Source organism: Kordia antarctica, assembly GCF_009901525.1.
Taxonomy (GTDB): domain Bacteria; phylum Bacteroidota; class Bacteroidia; order Flavobacteriales; family Flavobacteriaceae; genus Kordia; species Kordia antarctica.
The window spans coordinates 3217903-3240199 of sequence record NZ_CP019288.1 but is presented as its reverse complement, the minus strand read 5'-3'; the positions used below and the strand labels follow the sequence as shown (position 1 = coordinate 3240199).

18 protein-coding genes are annotated in these 22297 nt (G+C 32.6%); 6 read left to right on the top strand and 12 right to left on the bottom strand.

Features of this window, described 5'->3' with window-relative positions; all coding sequences use genetic code 11:
- Positions 1-233 precede the first annotated feature (233 nt).
- The 3 genes from IMCC3317_RS13460 (at position 234) to IMCC3317_RS13450 (ending at position 6241) form a co-directional block, all read left to right on the top strand.
- On the top strand, positions 234-890 hold the full coding sequence (locus IMCC3317_RS13460; protein WP_160130018.1) for a CoA transferase subunit B: 657 nt from the start codon (positions 234-236) through the stop codon (positions 888-890).
- A 294-nt stretch (positions 891-1184) separates the two neighbouring features.
- Positions 1185-3494, top strand: a complete 2310-nt coding sequence (locus tag IMCC3317_RS13455) for a M43 family zinc metalloprotease (RefSeq protein WP_160130017.1) — start codon at positions 1185-1187, stop codon at positions 3492-3494.
- 923 nt (positions 3495-4417) lie between these two features.
- Positions 4418-6241, top strand: coding sequence for a M43 family zinc metalloprotease (locus IMCC3317_RS13450; RefSeq protein ID WP_228054793.1), 1824 nt, complete (start codon positions 4418-4420; stop codon positions 6239-6241).
- A 77-nt stretch (positions 6242-6318) separates the two neighbouring features.
- On the opposite strand, the gene IMCC3317_RS13445 is transcribed toward IMCC3317_RS13450, so the two are convergent.
- The 11 genes from IMCC3317_RS13445 to IMCC3317_RS13400 all read right to left on the bottom strand — a co-directional run bounded on the left by IMCC3317_RS13445 (position 6319) and on the right by IMCC3317_RS13400 (position 16243).
- Positions 6319-7218, bottom strand: coding sequence for a hypothetical protein (locus IMCC3317_RS13445; RefSeq protein WP_160130016.1), 900 nt, complete (start codon positions 7216-7218; stop codon positions 6319-6321).
- Positions 7219-7262: 44 nt separating this feature from the next.
- Positions 7263-7979 carry a helix-turn-helix domain-containing protein gene (locus IMCC3317_RS13440; protein ID WP_160130015.1) on the bottom strand — a complete coding sequence of 239 codons (717 nt, stop codon included), beginning with the start codon at positions 7977-7979 and terminating at the stop codon, positions 7263-7265.
- Positions 7980-8500: 521 nt separating this feature from the next.
- Positions 8501-8914, bottom strand: a complete 414-nt coding sequence (locus IMCC3317_RS13435) for a hypothetical protein (protein WP_160130014.1) — start codon at positions 8912-8914, stop codon at positions 8501-8503.
- 2 nt (positions 8915-8916) lie between these two features.
- Positions 8917-9078, bottom strand: coding sequence for a hypothetical protein (locus tag IMCC3317_RS13430; RefSeq protein ID WP_160130013.1), 162 nt, complete (start codon positions 9076-9078; stop codon positions 8917-8919).
- Positions 9079-9123: 45 nt separating this feature from the next.
- Positions 9124-9396 (bottom strand): hypothetical protein, encoded by a 273-nt coding sequence (locus IMCC3317_RS13425; protein WP_160130012.1) that lies wholly within the window; start codon positions 9394-9396, stop codon positions 9124-9126.
- A gap of 18 nt (positions 9397-9414) precedes the next feature.
- Entirely contained in the window at positions 9415-11316 is a 1902-nt protein-coding gene (locus IMCC3317_RS13420) for a hypothetical protein (RefSeq protein ID WP_160130011.1), read from the bottom strand.
- 640 nt (positions 11317-11956) lie between these two features.
- Complete coding sequence (locus tag IMCC3317_RS23790) at positions 11957-12085, bottom strand: hypothetical protein (protein WP_262887040.1); 129 nt, start codon at positions 12083-12085, stop codon at positions 11957-11959.
- Complete coding sequence (locus IMCC3317_RS13415) at positions 12082-12576, bottom strand: hypothetical protein (RefSeq protein WP_174805955.1); 495 nt, start codon at positions 12574-12576, stop codon at positions 12082-12084. Before IMCC3317_RS13415 ends, IMCC3317_RS23790 begins: the two co-directional genes overlap by 4 nt.
- A gap of 350 nt (positions 12577-12926) precedes the next feature.
- A complete protein-coding gene (locus IMCC3317_RS13410; RefSeq protein WP_160130010.1) occupies positions 12927-13409 on the bottom strand; it encodes a hypothetical protein in 483 nt (160 codons plus the stop codon).
- Positions 13410-13421: 12 nt separating this feature from the next.
- Positions 13422-14960, bottom strand: a complete 1539-nt coding sequence (locus IMCC3317_RS13405; RefSeq protein ID WP_160130009.1) for a hypothetical protein — start codon at positions 14958-14960, stop codon at positions 13422-13424.
- 149 nt (positions 14961-15109) lie between these two features.
- A complete protein-coding gene (locus tag IMCC3317_RS13400; RefSeq protein ID WP_160130008.1) occupies positions 15110-16243 on the bottom strand; it encodes a helix-turn-helix domain-containing protein in 1134 nt (377 codons plus the stop codon).
- A gap of 133 nt (positions 16244-16376) precedes the next feature.
- Here IMCC3317_RS13400 and IMCC3317_RS13395 point away from each other — a divergent pair, with 133 nt between their 5' ends.
- Genes IMCC3317_RS13395 through IMCC3317_RS13385 form a run of 3 tightly spaced genes read left to right on the top strand, consistent with a single transcriptional unit; the run spans position 16377 to position 20446 of the window.
- A complete protein-coding gene (locus tag IMCC3317_RS13395; RefSeq protein WP_160130007.1) occupies positions 16377-16541 on the top strand; it encodes a hypothetical protein in 165 nt (54 codons plus the stop codon).
- 40 nt (positions 16542-16581) lie between these two features.
- Positions 16582-18264 carry a S8 family serine peptidase gene (locus IMCC3317_RS13390; RefSeq protein ID WP_160130006.1) on the top strand — a complete coding sequence of 561 codons (1683 nt, stop codon included), beginning with the start codon at positions 16582-16584 and terminating at the stop codon, positions 18262-18264.
- Positions 18257-20446, top strand: a complete 2190-nt coding sequence (locus IMCC3317_RS13385) for a prolyl oligopeptidase family serine peptidase (protein WP_160130005.1) — start codon at positions 18257-18259, stop codon at positions 20444-20446. Before IMCC3317_RS13390 ends, IMCC3317_RS13385 begins: the two co-directional genes overlap by 8 nt.
- Positions 20447-20696: 250 nt before the next feature.
- On the opposite strand, the gene IMCC3317_RS13380 is transcribed toward IMCC3317_RS13385, so the two are convergent.
- Entirely contained in the window at positions 20697-22256 is a 1560-nt protein-coding gene (locus IMCC3317_RS13380; protein WP_160130004.1) for a class I SAM-dependent methyltransferase, read from the bottom strand.
- Between the last annotated feature and the right edge of the window lie 41 nt (positions 22257-22297).

The following is a 22297-nucleotide window of genomic DNA, read 5'->3' as shown; positions in this document are numbered from 1 at the left end:
AAAGATAAATAAAGATTCAAAAGGTAGTAAGTTTAGAAAAAAGGTTATTAAATAGAAAAGCATCATCAAATTTTCAAATCGCCACATTTTCAAATTATAAAAGGTAAATAAAGACTCAAAAGGTAGTAGATTTAGAAAAAAGGTTATTAAATAGAAAAGCATCATCAAATTTTCAAATTACCACATTTTCAAATTAAAAACAGAAATATCATCAAACAGAAATCATAAAAAACATGTTGGATAAAAATGGAATCGCGAAAAGAATCGCAAGAGAAGTAAAAGAAGGTTACTACGTAAATTTAGGAATCGGAATCCCAACGCTAGTTGCTAACTTTGTTAGAGACGATATTGAAGTTGAATTTCAAAGTGAAAATGGAGTACTCGGTATGGGACCTTTTCCGTTTGAAGGTGAAGAAGATGCTGATATTATCAATGCAGGGAAACAAACTATTACAACATTGCCAGGCGCGAGTTTCTTCGATTCTGCAATGAGTTTTGCAATGATTAGAGGAAAACATGTCGATCTTACCATATTAGGAGCGATGGAAGTTTCAGAAAACGGAGATATTGCCAACTGGAAAATTCCAGGGAAAATGGTCAAAGGAATGGGTGGCGCAATGGATTTAGTTGCTTCCGCAGAAAATATAATTGTGGCTATGATGCATACCAACAAACGTGGAGAATCTAAATTACTAAAAAAATGTTCTTTGCCACTAACAGGTGTTGGCTGTGTAAAAAAGATTGTAACCAACTTAGCGGTTTTAGAAATTACTGCTAAAGGATTCAAATTATTAGAAAGAGCGCCAGGCGTTTCGGTAGAAGAAATCAAAAAAGCAACGGAAGGAAACTTACTTGTTGAAGGAGAAATTCCAGAGATGCAACTTGCATAACATTTAAAATACACAGAACCTAAAAAGCGTCATATTTTACACATATGACGCTTTTTTTATGGATTTATCAATTTTTTTTAATGTCTAGTAAAAGTAGGTTTTATAGGTAATTGGTAGAAAGGCAATAGTTTGTATTCTGAGTTAAATGTACTAATTTTCGAAAATTTTCGTGCAATTCGTCGAAAAAAATGACCTTTTGTCGTATAATTAATAAAATTTTAACACATTTGATACGTTTTCACAAATTATTGAGAGTTTCGAATTCTCAATTTCTAATAACCTAAATAATTTTTTATGAAAAATTTTACCCTACTAATATTAGCTTTTCTTTGCATGGGAGCAATGGTTGCGCAACAGCGTGATTGTTCTACTATGGATAACTTAGAATACAGAAAACAATTAGATCCTCAGTTGGAGGCACGTATGCAGCAAATTGAAGAATTTACACGGCAGCGAATCCAAGAAATGGGATCACAAGAAAGTATCACAGGAAATATAATTACTATTCCTGTTGTAGTGCATGTTATTTATAATAACGCTAATGAAAATATAAGTCAAGCACAAATTCAGTCGCAATTAGATGTGATGAATGAAGACTTTAGAAGAACAAATACTGATGCAGATACTAGATGGTCGCAAGCTGCTGATACAGAGATTCAATTCTGTTTAGCTACTGTTGACCCTAATGGAAATGCAACAACAGGTATTACAAGAAAATCTTCATCAACGACTGCATGGGGAACAAATGATGCAATGAAAAAATCTTCTCAAGGTGGAGTAGATCCTTGGAATGCAAGTGAATATCTGAATATGTGGGTTTGTAATATTGGAGGAGGAATCTTAGGATATGCACAATTTCCAGGAGGTAGTGCTGCTACTGATGGAGTTGTAATGGGACCTCAATATTTTGGAAGTAGTGCAAAAGGAACAGGTTTTTACTTATCAGCTCCTTTCGATTTAGGAAGAACTACAACACACGAAGTAGGTCACTATTTAAATTTACGTCACATTTGGGGCGATGGCGGATGTGGAGTTGACGATTTCGTATCTGATACACCAGCTTCTGATGGAGCAAACTACGGATGTGATAGTACACATGTTTCTTGTGCAAGTACTGACATGGTACAAAATTATATGGATTACTCAGATGATGCATGTATGAATTTATATACTGCTGGACAAAAAGCGCGTATGCGTGCTATATTAGATGCAGGCGGATCAAGAAGAAGCTTAGCATTATCTGACAAATGTGGTTCTGCTCCAACACCAACATGTACGGATGGAGTTCAAAATGGAGATGAAACAGGAGTAGATTGTGGTGGATCGTCATGTGCGCCATGTACAATAGACCCAACTTGTGATGATGGAATCCAAAATGGAGATGAAACAGGAATTGACTGTGGTGGATCATCATGTGCGCCATGTCAAACAGCTTGTTCAGATAATGAAGTAACGTTAACAATTACATTTGATCAATACCCAGAAGAAACTTCTTGGTCTATTGTTACTGACGGAGGAACTACGGTAGCTTCTACAAGCTATTCTGCTGCAAATGCAGACGGTTCTACGGTTACAGAAACACTTTGTTTACCAAATGACTGTTACACATTTACAATTAACGATGCGTACGGAGACGGAATTTGCTGTACATATGGAAGCGGATCGTATACATTAACAGGTCCTGATGGACAAATAAAATCAGGAGGAAGCTTTACTTCTTCTGAAGCAACTGATTTCTGTTTAGGAAGTACACCACCGCCAACACCAACGTGTGATGATGGAATTCAAAATGGAGATGAAACAGGAATTGATTGTGGTGGATCATCATGTGCGCCTTGTGCTACAGGTGGAACAACTACATTACATGAAGGATATTTTGAAAGCGGATTAGACGGATGGACTGATGGTGGAGGTGACTGTTACCGTTACAACGGAAGTCGTTCGTATGAAGGAAGCTATTCTATGCGATTAAGAGATAACTCAGGAACGCGTTCAGCAATGACCTCTGAAACATTTGACTTACGTGGATACGACCAAGTAGAATTCAAATTATATTTCTATCCAAACTCTATGGAAAATGGAGAAGATTTCTGGATTAGATATTACAACGGATCATCTTGGAGTACAGTTGCAACATATGCAAGTGGAAGTAGCTTTAGCAATGGAAATTTCTATTCTGCAACAATAACATTAAATAGTGCAGATGTAAACTTTGCGTCTAACTCACAGTTTAGAGTTCAGTGTGATGCAAGTGCAAACGCAGATCAAGTTTATATTGATCAAGTAACTGTTACTGGTATTAATGGAGCAAGAGCTACAGCTGAATCAGCAAACTCAATTCAACAATTACGTACAGGTCCACAAGGATCGGTTAGTGGAGATTTCTTAATGACACCAACAATAACACGTGGAGACATTACAATTAACCTAGCTAGTTATAACGTTAATTCATCGTATAGAGTTCTTAATTTATTAGGTCAGACTGTGAAAGCAGGAACATTGAAAAATGGAAGATTGAATGTGAGCGAATTAAAATCTGGAGTTTATTTATTAGAAGTAAGCGACGAAGAAGAGAAAATTGTTCAGAAGTTTGTGAAGCAATAAGCAATTTTCTAATACAATTTATATAAAATGTAAACTCTCAAGTGTAAAAGCTTGGGAGTTTTTTGTTTTCTCTATACAGATCAGCATATTTAAAATGTTTTACTTTCTCGTAAGCACTTTCACTTAAAAAAACAGTGATTGTTGAATTTCTTTCAAGATTCAAATGTATTTGAGTCGAACTTATAATCTTGTGTTTTTCAAGCGTTGTTGCATACTTATACAATTCAAGGTTGTATTCTGATATATTGTTCATGAATTTTTCTATGCTCTTCTAATAAAGGGTTATGATGACATGGATCTTCTGATGTCATATCTCTCAAATACGGCGCTTTTTTTATGAATTTATTAAAATTTTTAATGCCTAGTAAAAGTAGGTTTTATAGGTAATACCAATTATCACTTAAAATGCACCTAATAATTTGTTTCTATTGCGCCCATACTTCGACTAGGCTCAGTACATGTATTTCAATATAAAATAAAACCGTAACGATGCTATGCTTTGATTTTCTATTTCATCTGTACACACTATAATTCAAATTATTTTAGGCTCCTTTTAAATAATAATTGGTATAATTGGCAGAAAGGCAATAGTGAACTCATCTTGACTTTTTCTATTTCCTAAAAAATGCCTAAAATTCGCCTATATTTCAGCTATTTTCTCATGCGTAGCGATGCTATGCCTTTTAAAAATAGCTTTATCTGAACAAATTTTAACTCATTTTCGGTTAAAAACAAAAAGTCAAGATGAGTTCAGTTTATAATGTGAATTAAATGTAAATATTTTCAAAAATTTTTATGTATCTCATCGAAAAAATGAACATTTCATCGTAAAGCATATAAAAGATCAACATATTTGATAAGTTTCCACACTTAATTAAGATTTTTGAAGTGTAAATTATATACAAATTCCCTAATAGCCCATTATGAAAAATATTACCTTACTAGTACTAACTCTTTTTTGCATAGGAACAATTTTTGCGCAGGAGCGCGATTGTTCAACAATGGAAAACTTAGAATACAGAAAACAATTAGATCCACAGTTGGAGGCACGCATGCAACAAATCGAAGATTTCACAAGGCAGCGAATTCAAGAAGCGGGATCACAAGAAAGTATTACAGGAAATATAATTTCCATTCCTGTTGTAGTGCATGTTATTTACAATAACGCTAATGAAAATATTAGTCAAGCACAAATTCAGTCGCAATTAGATGTACTAAATGAAGACTTTAGAAGAACTAATACTGATACAAGTAATAGATGGTCGCAAGCTGCCGATACAGAAATTCAATTCTGTTTAGCTACTGTTGATCCTAATGGAAATCCAACAATAGGTATTACAAGAAAATCTTCACCAACTACTGCTTGGGGAACGAATGATGCAATGAAAAAATCTTCTGAAGGTGGAGTAGATCCTTGGAATACAAATCAATACTTAAATATGTGGGTTTGTAATTTAGGAAGTGGATTATTAGGATATGCACAATTTCCTGGAGGTAGTGCTGCTACTGATGGCGTTGCAATGAGTCCTCAATATTTTGGAAGTAGTGCAAAAGGAACAGGTTTTTACTTATCAGCTCCTTTCGACTTAGGAAGAACTACAACACATGAAGTAGGCCACTTTTTAAACTTACGCCATATTTGGGGTGATGGTGGATGTGGAGTTGACGATTTCGTATCTGATACACCAGCTTCAGATGGACCAAACTACGGATGTGATTCTACTCATGTTTCTTGTGCAAGTACTGACATGGTACAAAACTACATGGATTACTCAGCGGATGCATGTATGAACTTATATACTGCAGGACAAAAAGCACGTATGCGTGCAATATTAGGAACAGGTGGATCAAGAAGAAGTTTAGCGTTATCTGATAAATGTAATTCAACGACACCACCACCGCCAACACCAACGTGTACGGATGGAGTTCAAAACGGAGATGAAACAGGAGTAGATTGTGGTGGATCAGCATGTGCGCCATGTCAAATTCCAGGAGATACTTTGTTACACGAAGGATACTTTGAAAGTGGATTAGACGGATGGTCTGATGGTGGAAGCGATTGTCATCGTTATAAAGGAAAACGTTCGTATGAAGGGAAATATTCTATGCGAATAAGAGATAATTCAGGAACAAGTTCTGCAATGACTTCTGAAGAATTTGACTTAACTGGATACGATCAAGTAGAATTCAAATTCTTCTTCTATCCAAACTCTATGGAAAATGGAGAAGACTTCTGGATTAGATATTACAACGGATCTTCTTGGAATACAGTAGCAACGTATACTAGTGGAAATGACTTTACAAACAGAAGTTACTATGCTGGAATTATAACATTAAACAGTGCAGATGTTAACTTTGCGTCTAACTCACAGTTTAGAATTCAGTGTGATGCAGGTAATAATTCAGATCAAGTATACATTGACCAAGTAACCATTACAGGTATCAATGGAGGAACTGCAAGAGCAACAGTTGACGGTCTTCAGTTATCACGTACAGGACCACAAGAACCAGTTAGTGGAGATCACTTAATAACGCCAACAATAACTCGTGGAGATATTACAGTTAACTTAATTAGTTATAACATTAATTCATCGTATAGAATCTTAAATTTATTAGGTCAGACTGTGAAAACAGGAATATTGAAAGATGGAGGACGATTGAATGTGAGCGAATTAAAATCGGGAGTTTATTTATTAGAACTAAGCGACGAAGAAGAGAGAATTATTCAGAAGTTTGTAAAGCAATAAGCAATAAGCAATTTCTAATACAATTTTTATAGAAATGAAAACTCCCAAGTGTAAAAGCGTGGGAGTTTTTTGTTTTTTTAATGATGAATATTGGATCTTGATCTGCCATCAACTTTGTTAGCCTCTATAATTCGTGCAGCATAAAAAATCCCTTTTTCTTTTTCAACAATATCTAATTGTACAATTACTTTTTTCTTTTCTTTGTACAAATCAGCATGTTTAAAATGTTTTACTTTCTCGTAAGCACTTTCACTTACATAAACAGTAATTACAGAATCTTTTTCGATATTCAAAAATATAAATGGTGATCTCAATAGAGAATGTTTTTGTAATTTTTTAAATTGACGGCATAACTTTACGTTTCCATCTTCCTTATCGAAATTTTGTAATGTACTATCTATTTCACGAACCAAACTTTTATATCTTTCATCTGTTGCACCATATAAACTTGAAAATGTTATAGACATAAACGTTAAATCAGCTTCTATTCGTTGCGCGTTTAGTTCTTTAAAAAAGAAGTACGGCAATATTTTTCCTCTCGGGGAAAGATATAAGTCTCCTGCAAAAGAATATATTTTATTCCCTTCTACAATTATAATCCCAAAAAATTCATCATTACTTTTCAATAAAAACACATCGCCAGTTCCTTTATATAAGATTTCTTTTTGAAATTCTTCAATGTATAATTCTTCTAACTTTTCAAGTGTATACGCGTGATTGTTTTCTGCTAATTCTTCTCGTAAGCGATCAATCATTGCTCTGATATACTCTTCATGAACATTTCTTTGCTCTTCCGACAAAAAATTATAGTGACGTTTATATTCTGAGGTCATGTACGCATTTATTGCTGTCAAATCATGGAGATCACTAATGAAAAAATGGTTTACAAAATTATCTGCAATAGTCAAACTATTTACTTCTTGTTTTTCAGAACAAGCAATAAACAATGAGGCACATAGAAGTATAAAATATTTCATAATATAAAATTTTAAAGTTTGGCAATATAGAAATAATATCACACCTAAAACTGCCTCAGAAAGCTAGAAACGGTTTCGCCTGTGTTTTTCTGGAATGCTTTTGAAAAGGATTCTGTAGTACCAAAACCCGATTCTTTCGCCATCGCTTTTACGGTATATTTTCTGTAATTCGTATTGTTTTCTAGTTCTTGAAGACTATGTTGAATTCGTAAATCATTGATGTAATTTCGAAACGATTTTAACTTATACGTATTAATCACTTTTGATAAATATTTCGTGTTCGTTTTTAGTTGCTTAGCAAATTGATGCAAGGTGATTTTTGATATTAGGAAACCTCTTTCTCTTTCAAAAGCTTGAAGATTTTCTAAAATAGAATTCACAATTGTTTCATTAATTTCTATGTATGTTTCGTTACTTTTTTTATCATCGCTACCTGTATTTTGTTTATTTTTTTCAAGTAGTTCAATGATTTTTTTAAGATGATTGTATCCTTTCGTTTTTCGAGCGCATAACAACCCGAAAATGAGTACTAATAACAATACAATTCCTATTGATAAATAATATCTAGTTTCAAATACTTCTTGCGTGTGTAGAAGTTGCTCTATTTGTACATCTTGTTTTTGGTAAGCGTATAAACTATCAACAGTCTGTTCAAAATTTTGCTCTTTCTGTTCATTAGCATGTACAGTTGTATTACACATAAAACATGCAAATAGTATGAATGTACAATATTGAATACTTATATTTTTTAATGATTTCATATGTATTGCCCGAGAAATCGGGTAACTATTTTAATTAGATTATATTCATTTTAGAAGTTTTACCCAAAACCCAAAACCCAATATCGAATATCGATTAACGAATGTTGATTTAAGAAGTTTTAAATTCTGCTTCACGACTAACTCCCAATAAGATTAACGATTAACGAATGTTGATTTTTGATTTGAGAAGTTTACCGACAACCAATAACTCACAACTCACAACCAAAAAAACTACGTGTTTTTTCCCAACTCCTTTTCAATCTCATCATCTACTGTATTTCGTTTTTTTGTTTTTGAATTCCTCTTCATTGAATTAAAAGCATACAGATATATTATCACAGCGATTATAATCACAATAAAGATGAATACTGATAATAGCAATATGTTGTTTGATATAATTTCAATACGCATAATTCATATATTTTAATACTAAACTCAGTTAAAAAAAGCCATGCGTATAGCTGACTATGCTAATCAAAGCATGGCTTTTAAGGGTAATTATGAAAAAAAAGTGAACCTGTTTAGTGTTTCTTTTTATGGGAAAAGATGTCTGACCATGTGAGGTCTACGAGATTCCAATTGTGTTTTTTGTCTATCTCTTCTTCTAGTTGTTCTTCATCAACTTCTTTATGAGAAAATCGTATAATCAACATTGGCACCAAAATACATACGATTCCAATTATTGATTTTAAATAAAAATCACTTATAAAATTTGCCACAATCAGGTATAATCCACAAACTATCAAGATTGTTTTAATTAGTTTTTTGTCCCAAATAAAACCAGTATACATATACGCAATTCCAATTAGTGTAAACATTGCAACGTTCAGAATTTGATTCGTTTCGTCACTATAATTCAGAAACCAATTGGATATTTTTCCGATAAATACAATGGTAATTAAAATTTGAAAAATTGTAAAGAGTATTTTTTTCATTGTTAATTAGAATTTTCGTTTTTCAACTTTTTTAAACGCTCTTTATTGAGCATGGTTTGTGAATCCATGAGTTTAAAAAGTTTTAAAACCAACTTGATTCCTAAAACAATTACAGTAATGATAAATGCAATTGCAATACTAAATGCTTCAGTGCTATTTTCCATAGGCATCTGATAAGTTTTAAACAGTATGTCTGCTTACATAATTAATTATAAAAAAATATAACGAATTGTGTAAGTCCCAATAATTAGAAATAAAATCCAAAGAATTGTTTTTATAAGAAACTTCTTTAATCGTTCTTTATCATCTGATTTTATTAATAGAGTTACTGTAACAATCATAAATACTATTGTTAACGGAAATAATAGATATATCCATATATAACCAATTCCGCCATCTATTAATTTATTGTATGACAATGATATAAAAAGTAAAAAAGTGATTACTACCACACTTATCCAATAGTTAAAAAAATGTTTCATTTATTTATTAGTTAATTATTAATTACATCCTAGATCGCTTGTAGGTCTTTTACCTTGTAGAACATCTTTAACTTTCTCCCAATTAGCACGATTTGTAACAGGAGTGACGATGGTTGAACCACCACCATTTGCATTTATAAAGATACTCAACTTTTCTTGAACTGTTTCCCAAAGCTCATCTGCCTTAGAAAATATATCATCTCCAAAGACTATTCCCGCAGCAATTTCTTGAGCTCTTGAATTAAATCTGTCAACACCTCTCACATAGAAATTATATGAACCATCTGAATTTGTTTCAAAGCCAAATTGTCTAGTACCACTAACGGGATGAGAGTAATCATATGGAGCTTCCATAGTCATAAAGTTCCAATAGTTATTTGTGAATTCAGAACATACAACAACACCATCATTTCCAAAAGTATCACCGCCAACACCATTATAAGCAGGAATATCTAATTTTACTATTGCTCCTAATATGTTTGTTGTATTCCAAAGATTGGTTTCTTGCTGACAAATGCTAGGGATTTCACAATAAGGCTCAAAAGTTGATCCATTCGTAAAATTATTAATGTTTTTTCTAAAATAAACTAAAAAATCTTGTGCGTTAAATTGAGTCCCAGTTACTGGATTATTAGGAAGTGTAGTCACTTTTACTGCAAAATAATCAAGATTAAGAACTTTACCACCAGCTTCTTCAAGCGATTGTATTTGCCAATCTCCTAAAGCTGCTTCATGATTAGCATGAAGACCTTCAATTTTATCTTTTACTGTTTGTGGAGGTATATGCTGTGCAAGAGTCTGCCAATGATCTATTTGATTACAATCAATCTCTAATAAAGCAAATGGATTAGCTTCTAAAATATCTTCTACTTGTTGTTCTATATACTCTTCAAAAGTTAAGTTAGGATTAGCCATCATCTCTTCGATAGCTTCTTCCACAAAGTTCTGTGCGCTTTCATCGCATCCAACATTTTTTAAATAATTACTCATGGCTGCAGAAGAACTTCTATTTTCTTGTAACCAGTTTAGAGCTTCTTCTGATAAAAGTGGATTAAATGAATCTCCGTTCATACAATCAGTAATTATTTGTGATGGGCTTAATATAGGCGAAGTTATTACTCGGTCATCGTTATCATTATCATTATTTGGTGTTGTATTTCCACCACCAGTAGGCGAATTACTTGGGCTGCTAGGTGATCCACTTGTACTTCCACTAACAGGACAATCAGTTGTAATTATTGTATAGACTGTACAACTTGTATTTCCCGAAGTATCTTCGTGTTCGCATTCATTGTTTACATTTCCAATAGAGGATGAATGCACAAAAGTTTCTCCTGTATCGGGCGTGGTATGATATTCTGTATAATTAGTAGTACATGGCAATGACGTTTCGCCAACTATATCAGATAAGTTTACGGCAATAGACTCATACGATATCTCATACGGTGTGCGTACATGCTGAGTTAACAAAAACTCTTGTTGTTGTGAAGCTGTAAAATGATACGTCACTAAACTAGCTTCATAATTATCGGTAGTAGCATTATAAGAGAATACTAAATTCTCTAAAGCACTACTAGTGTTATTTTCACGACTTATTGGAAATGTATACGAATGTAAATCGTTTTCGGTACTTTCCACAAACTTTACAACGTCAGTATCAATCGTAAAGTTATACGTTTCGTTGTATACACTTTCGGCTAAATTACTAGATTGTAACGTTGTTAAACTTCTCATTTGGTTACTTAGTTTTGTATTGGCTTCTACATCTTGCTTGGACAATATGCTTGATTTAAAAGGGAATTCCTTTTGCAAAGCTTCATCTTGTTGTGTTTCACTCACAGTATCATGCTGACAGTTGGTCAATGACACTACAAGTGTCAAGATACATAAAAATCGAAATAAATTTCTTACTGTTTTCATTTTGGTTATTATTTTTAAATACACCTACTCATACGTTTTTCGGTTTCCACGACGTTTTGGAAAGTTTAAATGCTAAATTTTAAATGTAAAATTTCAATCTAGCGTTTCACATTTTCACTTTCACAGGAAGGATTTCCTTATGATTAAACATTTGCCGTGATGTGTATTAAAAAAATACGTATCTTTGATTTTGCAGATCGTAGGCAAATGTTTATTTGTTTATGTTAAGACTCTCGTTTTTACGAGAGTCTTTTTTGTTTTATAGCACTTCTCAATAATACTCGAAGTGACGTTTTGTAATTTTCAACCCACAACTCAAAAAACCTCTTTTCGGGTTCTATAATATTTACTTGCGGTTGTTTTATCATTATTTTCGGTTAAAAAATATAATTTACCCCTATAACAACTATTTATTTTGGGCTCAGTAAGCTTTTTTTTGGCTTGGTTAACCAATATTTGGGGTTGTTTGGTGGCTGTTAACCCTTATGCAACCGCATAATTTTTATACTGAACCCCAAATATTTTATAATCAACCAAAACTATTTTTTATGTAACCCTTTTTATTGATAAACCAACCTCAACTATTTTATAATCAACCCTAAGTATATAATGTGCAACCCTAAGTAATGTATACGAAACCCTATAAACCCAGTATTCGGTTTCTTTGCGCTATTGTTTCTTTCTTTTCTTTTAAAATTTTTAGCACACCTGCTGTGTAATGATAACCTAAAATCTTTTTGAGTTCTTTGCGCTGTTCTTTGAGTATCATGAATCCGTTGTTGGCTCTTCATCGGTATTAGCTGTTCTAGCACTTTTAGTAAACAGTACTTTCATATCTTCATACACGGTTTTGGAACCTGCTTCGTTTTCGCCTGCTAGGTAGCGCATCATTCTATAAAAACTAAGTGAATTGGTGTAATTGTCGTGATCTAGGAGGGTTTTGGTGTCTAACAATTGCTGTGCTAGGTTTTGTAGGCGTTGGGTACGCTCTTCCATTTGTTGGCGTGCGTTGTAGTCTTTGTCAAACTCGGTTTTGTCCAAAAAATTAGGAATCCAATTTGGGTGTTGTTCCATGTAGTTTTTTGCTTTGTCAACAATAAGTTTGTTTTGGTTGCCTATACTTCCGTATTGTTGACGTTGTGAAGGTGTGAAGTTTACGGTTTTTCCTGCAAGTACTTGTTGTATGCCATCTAAGTGCGTGTCTAAGGCTGTGAGTTCTTCGGTTGTGAATTCAATACTAATTAAATTTTCTAATGCCATTTTGCTTCTGAATTTTTAAAATACACCTACTCGTATGTTTTTCGGTTTCCACGACTTTTGTTTTATAGTAGTGAGTATTTAGATATTAGTATTGAGAAACTATAAAATCTCAATACTAATACCTCACTACTACATAAGGAAAGCTTTTCTTTATGTAAACATTTGCCGTGATGTATATTAAAAAAATACTCATCTTTGATTTGCAGATCGTAAGCAAATGTTTATTTGTTTGTTCTTGAAACTTTCATTAACGTGAAAGTCTTTTTTTATTTAGAACTCATTTTTCACATAGATTTAAAAAAGAATAAAAATTCTATTTAGTGAAAGATTTAATAGTCCGATATTTTTAATTAAATATTGGATCTTGATTTTCCATCAACTTTTTTAACAGCTATTATATTTTCAGAATAATAAATACCTTTTTCTTTTTCTATCACTTCCAATTCTAAAACTGCTTTTTTGCCCTCTCTAAAAAGATCAACATGTTTAATATGTTTAACTTTCGTATACTCTTTTTCATCCAAGTAAACGGTGATTGTAGAATCTTTTTCGATGTTTAAAAATATAAATGGTGACCTCAAAAGAGAAAGTTTTTGTAATTTTTTAAATTGACGGCACAACTTTACGTTTCCATCTTCTTTTTTAAAATTTTGTAGTGTACTATCCATTTCACGAACCAAACTTTCATATCTTTCATCTGTTGCTCCATAAAAGCTTGAAAATGTTACAGACCTGAATGTTAAATCAGCTTTTAGTCTTTCAGTTTTTTGCTTCCCACATGCAATGAACAGGAAACAAAAAAGTATGAGTTTCGTGTAGTGTAAGTTTTTCATGAGTTTTATTTTTTAGTTACAATCACCACTATTAGCGCTTGCGTTCCCTCCAGTAGTATTTCGTGTCATTCCATTTGGAAGCTGCATATTTCTCAATGCTTGCCCAAAAGCCCCTGGGCTACTACCTCCACCACCTAACCATGATTTTTGCGGATCAGGTAATGTCAGTCCTACAGATTGCGCGGTTTGAATAGCGTAATCTGTACAATTATTATTATTTAGATCATAATTTTGATTATAGTTATTAGCATTACTAATAATTTGTTGTAAAGCTCCCCCACTTACTGAAAATGTAATACTAACATGAAATTCATAGCCTTCATTGTTTCCGAAAGCATGTGGATCATTTGGTGCTATTGGGTCTGCATCCCCAGCAGGGTATAATCCAAAAACCCGTGTAACATTACCCTGTTTTATTTTCACAAATGAATGTCCTGCCTTTATATCTCCTGTCGATACCCACGTATCATCGGTATTAGGGACAGGTTGATCAACATAAATTGTAATTTCTGCACTTTCTAAAAGACTAAAACAATCTAAATAATCTCTTATATTTGGAACCAAAACTTCTGGACCTTCAAATACAATCTGTGAGTTACGATATTCCTCCAAAGTTAGTCCTTGATTTATTATTAACTCTTCAATAACTTCCAAAATAAAATCTTCAGCGTCAGGCTTCTCTTCTAAAAGCTTAATTAGTTCAAGTTTTACATATAAATTATCATTCAACCAGTTATTCATATCAAATGTAATACCATCGATATCTAGAGTATTTTCTATTCTTGGAACAGTAGGAATAATTATAGGGTTATCATTACTATTGTTATTACTTCCAGATGATGTGCTTGTCGAAGGACTGCTAGTTGATTGATTTGAAGATGATGATGAAGGCGGAATAACTAATTCAGGAAAATCACTGCATGCTTCATAACTAAAAGAAAACATGTATCTCGGTGTACAATTTCTTCCTGCAAGATGTGTAGTTCCTTCAACACTTCCCTCTGACCAATTACAAAACATTATGGTAACGGTTGTACAATTTGGATTTGCATTTTCGTTTAAATTATCTAAACTTCCATCATATTGAAGGTGTTCTTTTGTGATGCTTCCAGAAAAAGGTGTTTGCTCATAATTTTCAGAAGCTTCTAAAAACCCATCGTTTGGTACATAATTTATGATAAATGCCTCAGTTTGATTGGTATCACTGAACTTCACTACCAAATTACTAAAAGTACCGACTTCTTGTTCTGCTTTTACAATTGGTATGGTATAAGTTGTATTCGTTTGTTCTTCGTAAATTAAAACGTCTTGATCTTCAATGACAATAAAATTATAAGCATCTCCTAATGAAGATTCTTTATTTAAGGATGATCCTTTTATATTTCGCTTTAACTCCTCAACATAAGATGTAAGTTTTTCTAAATCTTGAAACCTTTCTTTTTTGAAGGCTAAGTTGTTTCCTGTTTCTATTGATGCGATATCATCAACATTAGTGTCGGTTTGACAATTGAACAATAAAGAAGAAATTGCAAACACTAATGCGAATTTCAAGTAGTTTTTAATTTCATAAATTCTTTAATTATTAAAATGACTGGAAATTATACGTTTCTAAATCAGTTTTATTTGTTAATACTTGGCAATGATATTCCATTCAAAGAGTTACAGAGTGTCAAAATCTTCAGTTTTATAGAAAATGACACTTATTTTTGAGAATTTATGTATTGTTGAGGTGTACAATTTTCATTTTTTTTGAAAGCTCTATAAAAGCTTGACTTAGAATTAAAACCAGCTTCTAAACCTATTGCAGTTGTTGTATAGTTTTTATACTCACTATTAATGAGCATCTTTTTTGCTTTTTTGATTCTTAATGCATTTATATATGTAGAAAAATTTTCGCCGCTATTTGCTTTTATTTTTTGAGATAAATAACTTGAACTTATATTTAACTCTTTACTTATTTCCTCTAAGGTTAAATTTGGATTTGTATATTTTTCAGAAACAATAGATGTGAAGTTTTCGAAAATTTCATCTAGCTTATTATCATGTAAATTTTTCTTTATTTTTTTTGCTGTTTGAGTCACTCTTATCTTTTTTCTTTCTTTAATTAGTTGTAATTTATTAATCCCAACATATCCCAAATAGTAAATAATTATTGACATACCTAACCACAAAAAATAAAATAAAGCTAAGTTTTCCTCATTTGAATATACTGTGATAGCCATTGCTACTATCCAAAACACGCATGTTATTAGACCAATCGTTATTAGACGTTTTAACCATGCTGTTTCAGAAATAACTTGTAATGAATCATATTCTTTGTTATCAATTTCATATTTTTTCAACATTTTGAAAATCATATATATGATACTGACAATGAAAAGAATTGATAAAATATCTAAATAAATAAAAATCCCTCTGCTAAAATGAGATGGCAATTCATAGTTTGGATTAATTAAGAATTTATATATAAGCTGAACTATAACTATTGAGAGTACAATGAAAAAAGGGGCAAAAAGATACAGTTTGATCTTTTTATCTAATTTTTCTTTTCTTTGAAGGTACTTATAAACAAACAAATAAAAGAATGGCATAATAAGCCAATGCCAAGGAATGTAAGTAAATTTTATAAACGTATATTTTTCTATAGTTTTAGTATCAATCAACCAATACTGCAAATTACTTAAAGACATTAGCAACATAACGCATGCGAGTGAGAAACTAGCTTTGTTATTATACTTTTTATTAGTTAAGACGATTATTCCAAAAATTATTCCTTGAATTATTCCTGCAAAAATTAATAAGTTGTAGATATTGACATTTAGGTCTTTAAACATTCTTTTATTTAACTAGAAATTAGAAATCTCTAATTTATCAAAAAAGTATTGTTAAAAAAATATTTTCTTACTTTTATCGTAATTAAAAATCAAGAAAAGCATATTATGTGTTGTTCTTAGCAACAGAAGTCATATGTCAGGATTTACAAGTGGCTACGATTGGCAATATATGAGTGCTGCTATTAACAAACTAGAAAACGGAACGTTTAGCTACGATATGAGTGGCGTACTACATTGGTATTTATTTGGTATAAAAATATATTCGGAAAGTAAAGATTTTACAGGAGTTATAGAATAATACTGCTAAGTATTGTAAATTTCAGAAAAAATAGACACACTTGAAGCATTTCAAATTCTTTATCGCACTCTTAAGTTGTTGCCTTATTATTGCATGCGCTTCACAGCAGAATAAGGTGTCAAAAACTCCGCAAACAGTTACCGCTGCTTTTGCCAAAAAACAAGCATTTACTAAGGAAGAAAAGAAAAATTGGCACCTCAAAGACATTTTTGAAGATTCTATTCCAGGGATAAGTCTTGACAAAGCATACACTTTTTTAAAAAATAAAAAATCCGATACCATTATAATAGCTCTTATTGATACTGAATTGCATATAGATCATGAAGATTTAAAAAGTCAAATTTGGATCAACAAAGACGAAATTCCAAACAATAATATTGATGATGATAACAATGGTTACATTGATGATATTCATGGTTGGAATTTTTTACAAACCACTAAAAAAGGTGCTGTTTTATATGCTAATCATTCCTTTATAAGAATCATAAAAATGTATGATTCGCTTTTTAAAGACAAGGAAGAGATTCAAATTCCTGAAAGTCAAAAGAAAGAATATAAAGAGTATCTCAGAGCTATCAAGACTTACAATAAAGAAAAAAAGGGAGTAGAAGATGATATTACTACCTACAATAGAATAAAAGATAAGTTCATAAAAGCAGATAGATTACTAACCACTTATTTCCCTAAAAAAGATTATACAATTCCTCAATTAGATTCTTTATTACAAGCCACAACGGATTCCATACTAAAGATGCGCATTGGAAATATGAAATATTATTTAAAAAATAATATGGATGTAAAATGGACAGATAGAGGTATAAAAGAAGAAAATAAAAAACTAAATACATGGCTAAGCTTTACATATGATGATCGACAAAATCAAAGAGATAATGTAGATAATCTAAATGATGTTCCGTATGGGAATAATAATGTACAAGGGACTCTAAGAGGAAGTCATGGAACAAGAGTAATGTCCATTATTGCCGCTACTCGAAATAATGATATTGGAATAAACGGTTTTAGCAATTCAGTTAAAGTTATGTTTTTAGGTGTCGCTCCTCTTGGAAATGAACATGATAAAGACATTGCTTTAGCCATTAGATATGCGGTGGATAATGGTGCTAAAATTATTAACATGAGTATTGGTAAAGAGTTTTCTATGCATCCAAAATGGATAGAAGAAGCAATCAAATATGCTGAAAGTAAAGATGTTCTCATTGTTTCTTCTGCTGGAAATAAAAGTTATGATTTGAATAATGAGTTTGATTACCCTGATGATTATAAAGAAGATACGGAATATGTCAAAAACTTTGTCAAAGTAGGTGCGAGTTCGTATAAGGCAGATTCTACCATGGTATGGTTGTCTTCGAATTATAGCACCAAAAATGTAGATATTTTTGCGCCTGGGCATAAAATTTATTGTTTATCAAGGAACAGAACTCGTTATTCTTCAGGGACTTCATTAGCTTCTGCTGTAGTATCTGGCATTGCATCTTTAATTCGCTCCTATTATCCAAACTTATCAGCTATTGAAGTAAAAGATATCATTTTGAAATCAGGCATTTCTTTTGATGTTGATGTTGTACGGCCGTATCCTTATGGAGACAAACAAGATCCTAAAAAAATTCCGTTCAGTTCATTATCCAAATCAGGTAAAATAGTCAATGCCTACAATGCATTACTCATGGCTGAAGAAGTTTCAAAAAAGAAGAAAAATGATTAAAAAATTAACATACATATTCTTAACAACACTTTTAATAATTTCCTGTTCGGAAGAAGTATATCGAGGTGAATCCATAAAAGGAGTGAATGCAGTTGATACCTATCATGGTATTGAATTAAATGATCCTTATAGAAATTTGGAAAATTTAAAAGATTCTACAGTTTTAAACTGGATGAAACAACAAAACGATTATGCAGAAAATATTGTTGCAAATATTTCTGGAAGAAATCGTTTGATCGAAATTCAAAAAAGAATTGATGAAAATAAAGGACACAGTGCAAAACAAATTAGGATCATTCCATCGGGTCAATATTTTTATTTAAAAAAGTTTGCTGAGGAAGATGTTTTTAATGTTTACTACCGTGACAGTTTACATGGAGAAGAAAAAATGATTTTCAATGTGAATGTCTATTTAAAAAAGAATTCAAAAGAAAATTATGTAATCAATTACATCAAACCCAATTGGAGCGGAACTAAAATAGCCTTGAGTTTTTCTGAAAAAGGAAATGAAATATCTGAAATAGTAGTTTTTGATAGAGAAACGAATACTATTTTACCAAACGTGTATCCTAATAGCGCTCCTGCTAGTTTAGAAGGCATTCATTGGCTCTCTGATGACTCAGGTTTTATGTGTTCTTATTTACCCTATACGGATCCAACTGATGAAAATTTTTGGCTGGATACGAAAACGTTTCTTTATAAAATAGGGAATGACAAAGGCAAAGATATTTTTTCAAAAAACAATAATCCTGAGTTAGCTATTAACATTGAAGATTTTCCAACGGTCTACAATTATTCTAACGATGACGCTTATTTATTCGGTGAAATTTCAGGCGATTCAGACTATCAAGATATGTATTACATGCATGAATCGGAAATCAATGCTGAAAAAACGAAGTGGAACTTATTATTCACAAAAGATGAAAAGATATCTAGGTTTATGGTTGTTGGAAAAGACATAATATACTTAACTGCAAAAAACGCCTCCAACTTTAAAATCTGTAAAACAGCTCTTGAAAACCCTAATTTTGAATCTCCTGAAGTTATTATAACGGAACGAGAAGATGCTGTCATTTCTAATTTTCAGATTACCAAAGACGGATTCTTCTATGTTTCAGTCAAAAATGGAATTGAGGCTAAGTTATTTCATGTAAAAGATACTACAACAAAGGAAATCAATTTACCGTCTACCGCAGGAAGCATATCTATTGGATCATTTGGTACTAATCATGCTGATTTGCGCATATACACTAGCGGTTGGACAAATCCTTTAATGATATACGAATACGATGTGAACAAAAATAATTTTTCCCAATCGAATATTATTAACTCTATTTTCCCAGATGGATTTAAAGACTTTACTGCTGAAGAAATTGAAATACCATCTCACGACGGAACAATGCTTCCCGTGTCTTTGATCTATAAAAAAGGAATGAAAAAGAACAGTAAAAACCCAACATTGTTTTACAGTTATGGGTCTTACGGTAGTTCACTTTCTCCATTCTTTTCAACAAACTTTTTACTATGGGTAAAAGAAGGCGGTATTATTGTAATGCCACATGTGAGAGGTGGAGGCGAAAAAGGAGATGCTTGGCACAAAGCTGGCATGAAAACAACGAAGCCCAATTCGTGGAAAGATTTTATAGCCGCGGTTGAATATATGATTGCTAATAAATATACGTCGCCCGACAAAACAGTTATTTGGGGAACAAGCGCTGGAGGAATTGTGGTTGGAAGAGCCATGACAGAACGCCCCGATTTATTTAAAGCTGTATTAGGATTTGCGCCTGCGATGAATATGGTGCGCAGTGAAATTCAACCAAATGGATTGAATAGTATTAAAGAATTTGGTACAGTAAAAGATTCAACTGAATTTAGAGCTTTGCTTGAAATGGATTCATATCATAACATTAAAAAAGGAGAAAAATATCCAGCAGTACTAATTTTAGCAGGATTAAAAGATGGTAGAGTTGTCGCATGGGATCCTGCAAAGTTTGTTGCAAAGCTTTTAGATTCAAGCACATCGAAATCACCTATTCTTTTTTTGGTAGATTCTGATGCGGGACATGGAGGCATAAATTTAACTGAGAATAAACTTCATGTAAACTATGCAAATATGTTTTCATTTGCTTTTTGGCAAACTGGACATCCAGATTATAAACTTGATGAAGAGTCTAAATAATGAATAGTACCAAGTCAGGCAAATAAGTCAATGTCTAAAATGCATTATACCAATTATTAGGTGCATTTTAAGTGATAATTGGTATTACTCATGGCAATCAAAGCAAAGCAAAATTTCAGTTTAAAGGTTTATAAGTTTATTCAAGTTGAACTAATAAGTCACATTCTAAAATACTAAAAGCGAAGCGAGTCCAAGAGCAAAGCGATCCAAAAGGCGAAGCCGTTTCCAAAAGCGAAGCGCGTCCAAAAAACTACCGAATCAAATTAATACTAACCGTGGAAATCTCTTCTGTTGGAAAACGATACGAATGTGTAGGATCAACGGAAAGTCCTGCTTTAACAATCGCTTCCAAAAATACATTCAACTCTACAATATATTGGTCGGAAAAACCATGTGTCACATCATACGCTGTACAAGGTGTTCTGCCTAAATTTAAAGAAACCGTAGTTGGCGAAACCGTATGGAGCTCAATAAACAACAATCCGTGCTGTTGAATATACGGTTTCCATTTCTGAAAATGTTCTACCAAACTTTGTGAAACGTCAGTATTATGCAATTGTTTCCCGCGATGCGCAAATGCTCCCGTAGAAAGCAAACTGCCTCTATATGAACCTTGAGGCGAATTAAACGGGCGATTATGATCTAAAAAAGAACGCACATTCAACAATTCCTCCAACTTTACATTATACAACTCTTGTAATTTCTGATCAATCTCTGCCGGATTCCCAATATCGCCCCAAACAACTTCTGCCCAAACATTGGCTTTCTCCAAATTTCGTTTGGTAGTCAACAAAGCTTCCTTATTATAATCGGCACCAACTAAGATGAGTTTATTTGCGCCTAAATCGTCTCTGCGATGTGTCTGATTCCAAATCAAATCAAAAACATGTTCCAAAAGCGCGCCATTTCCACAACCGACATCAATAATTCCTTTTGGCTGCTCGGCAAGTGGTTTATTAAAAATAGCTGTCAAAACCGCATCAAACTTATTAAAATAGGTTGCGTGACTTCCGCCACTTCCCCAAACATTCACACCTCTAAATACATGTTGTTCATTACCTAAATGATCTTGCTCAAAAAACGGAAGAAAATCGCCTGTCAAGTACGTTTCCATATGTCGCATAATTGGCAAATACGAAACGGTAACTCCGTAAGCATAACTCTTAGAAACTAAAAAATTACCTTTTGCTGTCAATGTATTTCCGTCGTGTAATTCCAATAATTTCAATACCTTTTGAAGCGATTCATCTTCTAAGAATGTAGCGGTTTCTATATTTTCTAAATCGCCATGATACTCTAAATATACTAACAATGAAGCTAACAAAACACCTTCCATATGTGCGGCAATCTCTATCTGAAAATATGCATCTGTGCGAAGTGCTTTTCGAGCATTTGTCAAATAAGAAGCTAGCTGATATAATTTTCGAGGTTTCTGTAATGGAAACTGAAATGGCTGTTTGAATAATTCATAAAAGTACACAAACAGTTCATTAAAGGTTACATAATGTGTAATGTGACGCTGAAATGCTATAAACTTTGAAGTAGTTTCAATGCGAACTTCTTTTTCAGAAACCTCATATGTCAAAATTCCTTGTGAAGCCAAACTGCGCAGCGCAATATTCAAATAACCTGCATGGAATTGTGGAAATTGTTGAAGAATCTCGGCAACGGAAGTTGTTTGTTGCATAGCTAAAAAATCAAAAACTGCATGATGTTCTAAAGTTGCAATAATTGCAGTAATAGCAATTCCGTCTTGATGTTTAAATAATAATGATCGGAATATTCGTTTCTCTTCCTTGGTTAAGCTCATTTTCTAAAGATACATATTTTTCAAATGTGGCGTAAAGAAAA

Coding starts and splice junctions, on each gene's coding strand:
- IMCC3317_RS13460 (WP_160130018.1), top strand. CDS start 234: ATGTTGGATAAAAATGGAATCGCGAAAAGAATCGCAAGAGAAGTAAAA.
- IMCC3317_RS13455 (WP_160130017.1), top strand. CDS start 1,185: ATGAAAAATTTTACCCTACTAATATTAGCTTTTCTTTGCATGGGAGCA.
- IMCC3317_RS13450 (WP_228054793.1), top strand. CDS start 4,418: ATGAAAAATATTACCTTACTAGTACTAACTCTTTTTTGCATAGGAACA.
- IMCC3317_RS13445 (WP_160130016.1), bottom strand. CDS start 7,218: ATGAAATATTTTATACTTCTATGTGCCTCATTGTTTATTGCTTGTTCT.
- IMCC3317_RS13440 (WP_160130015.1), bottom strand. CDS start 7,979: ATGAAATCATTAAAAAATATAAGTATTCAATATTGTACATTCATACTA.
- IMCC3317_RS13435 (WP_160130014.1), bottom strand. CDS start 8,914: ATGAAAAAAATACTCTTTACAATTTTTCAAATTTTAATTACCATTGTA.
- IMCC3317_RS13430 (WP_160130013.1), bottom strand. CDS start 9,078: ATGGAAAATAGCACTGAAGCATTTAGTATTGCAATTGCATTTATCATT.
- IMCC3317_RS13425 (WP_160130012.1), bottom strand. CDS start 9,396: ATGAAACATTTTTTTAACTATTGGATAAGTGTGGTAGTAATCACTTTT.
- IMCC3317_RS13420 (WP_160130011.1), bottom strand. CDS start 11,316: ATGAAAACAGTAAGAAATTTATTTCGATTTTTATGTATCTTGACACTT.
- IMCC3317_RS23790 (WP_262887040.1), bottom strand. CDS start 12,085: ATGATACTCAAAGAACAGCGCAAAGAACTCAAAAAGATTTTAGGTTAT.
- IMCC3317_RS13415 (WP_174805955.1), bottom strand. CDS start 12,576: ATGGCATTAGAAAATTTAATTAGTATTGAATTCACAACCGAAGAACTC.
- IMCC3317_RS13410 (WP_160130010.1), bottom strand. CDS start 13,409: ATGAAAAACTTACACTACACGAAACTCATACTTTTTTGTTTCCTGTTC.
- IMCC3317_RS13400 (WP_160130008.1), bottom strand. CDS start 16,243: ATGTTTAAAGACCTAAATGTCAATATCTACAACTTATTAATTTTTGCA.
- IMCC3317_RS13395 (WP_160130007.1), top strand. CDS start 16,377: ATGTCAGGATTTACAAGTGGCTACGATTGGCAATATATGAGTGCTGCT.
- IMCC3317_RS13385 (WP_160130005.1), top strand. CDS start 18,257: ATGATTAAAAAATTAACATACATATTCTTAACAACACTTTTAATAATT.
- IMCC3317_RS13380 (WP_160130004.1), bottom strand. CDS start 22,256: ATGAGCTTAACCAAGGAAGAGAAACGAATATTCCGATCATTATTATTT.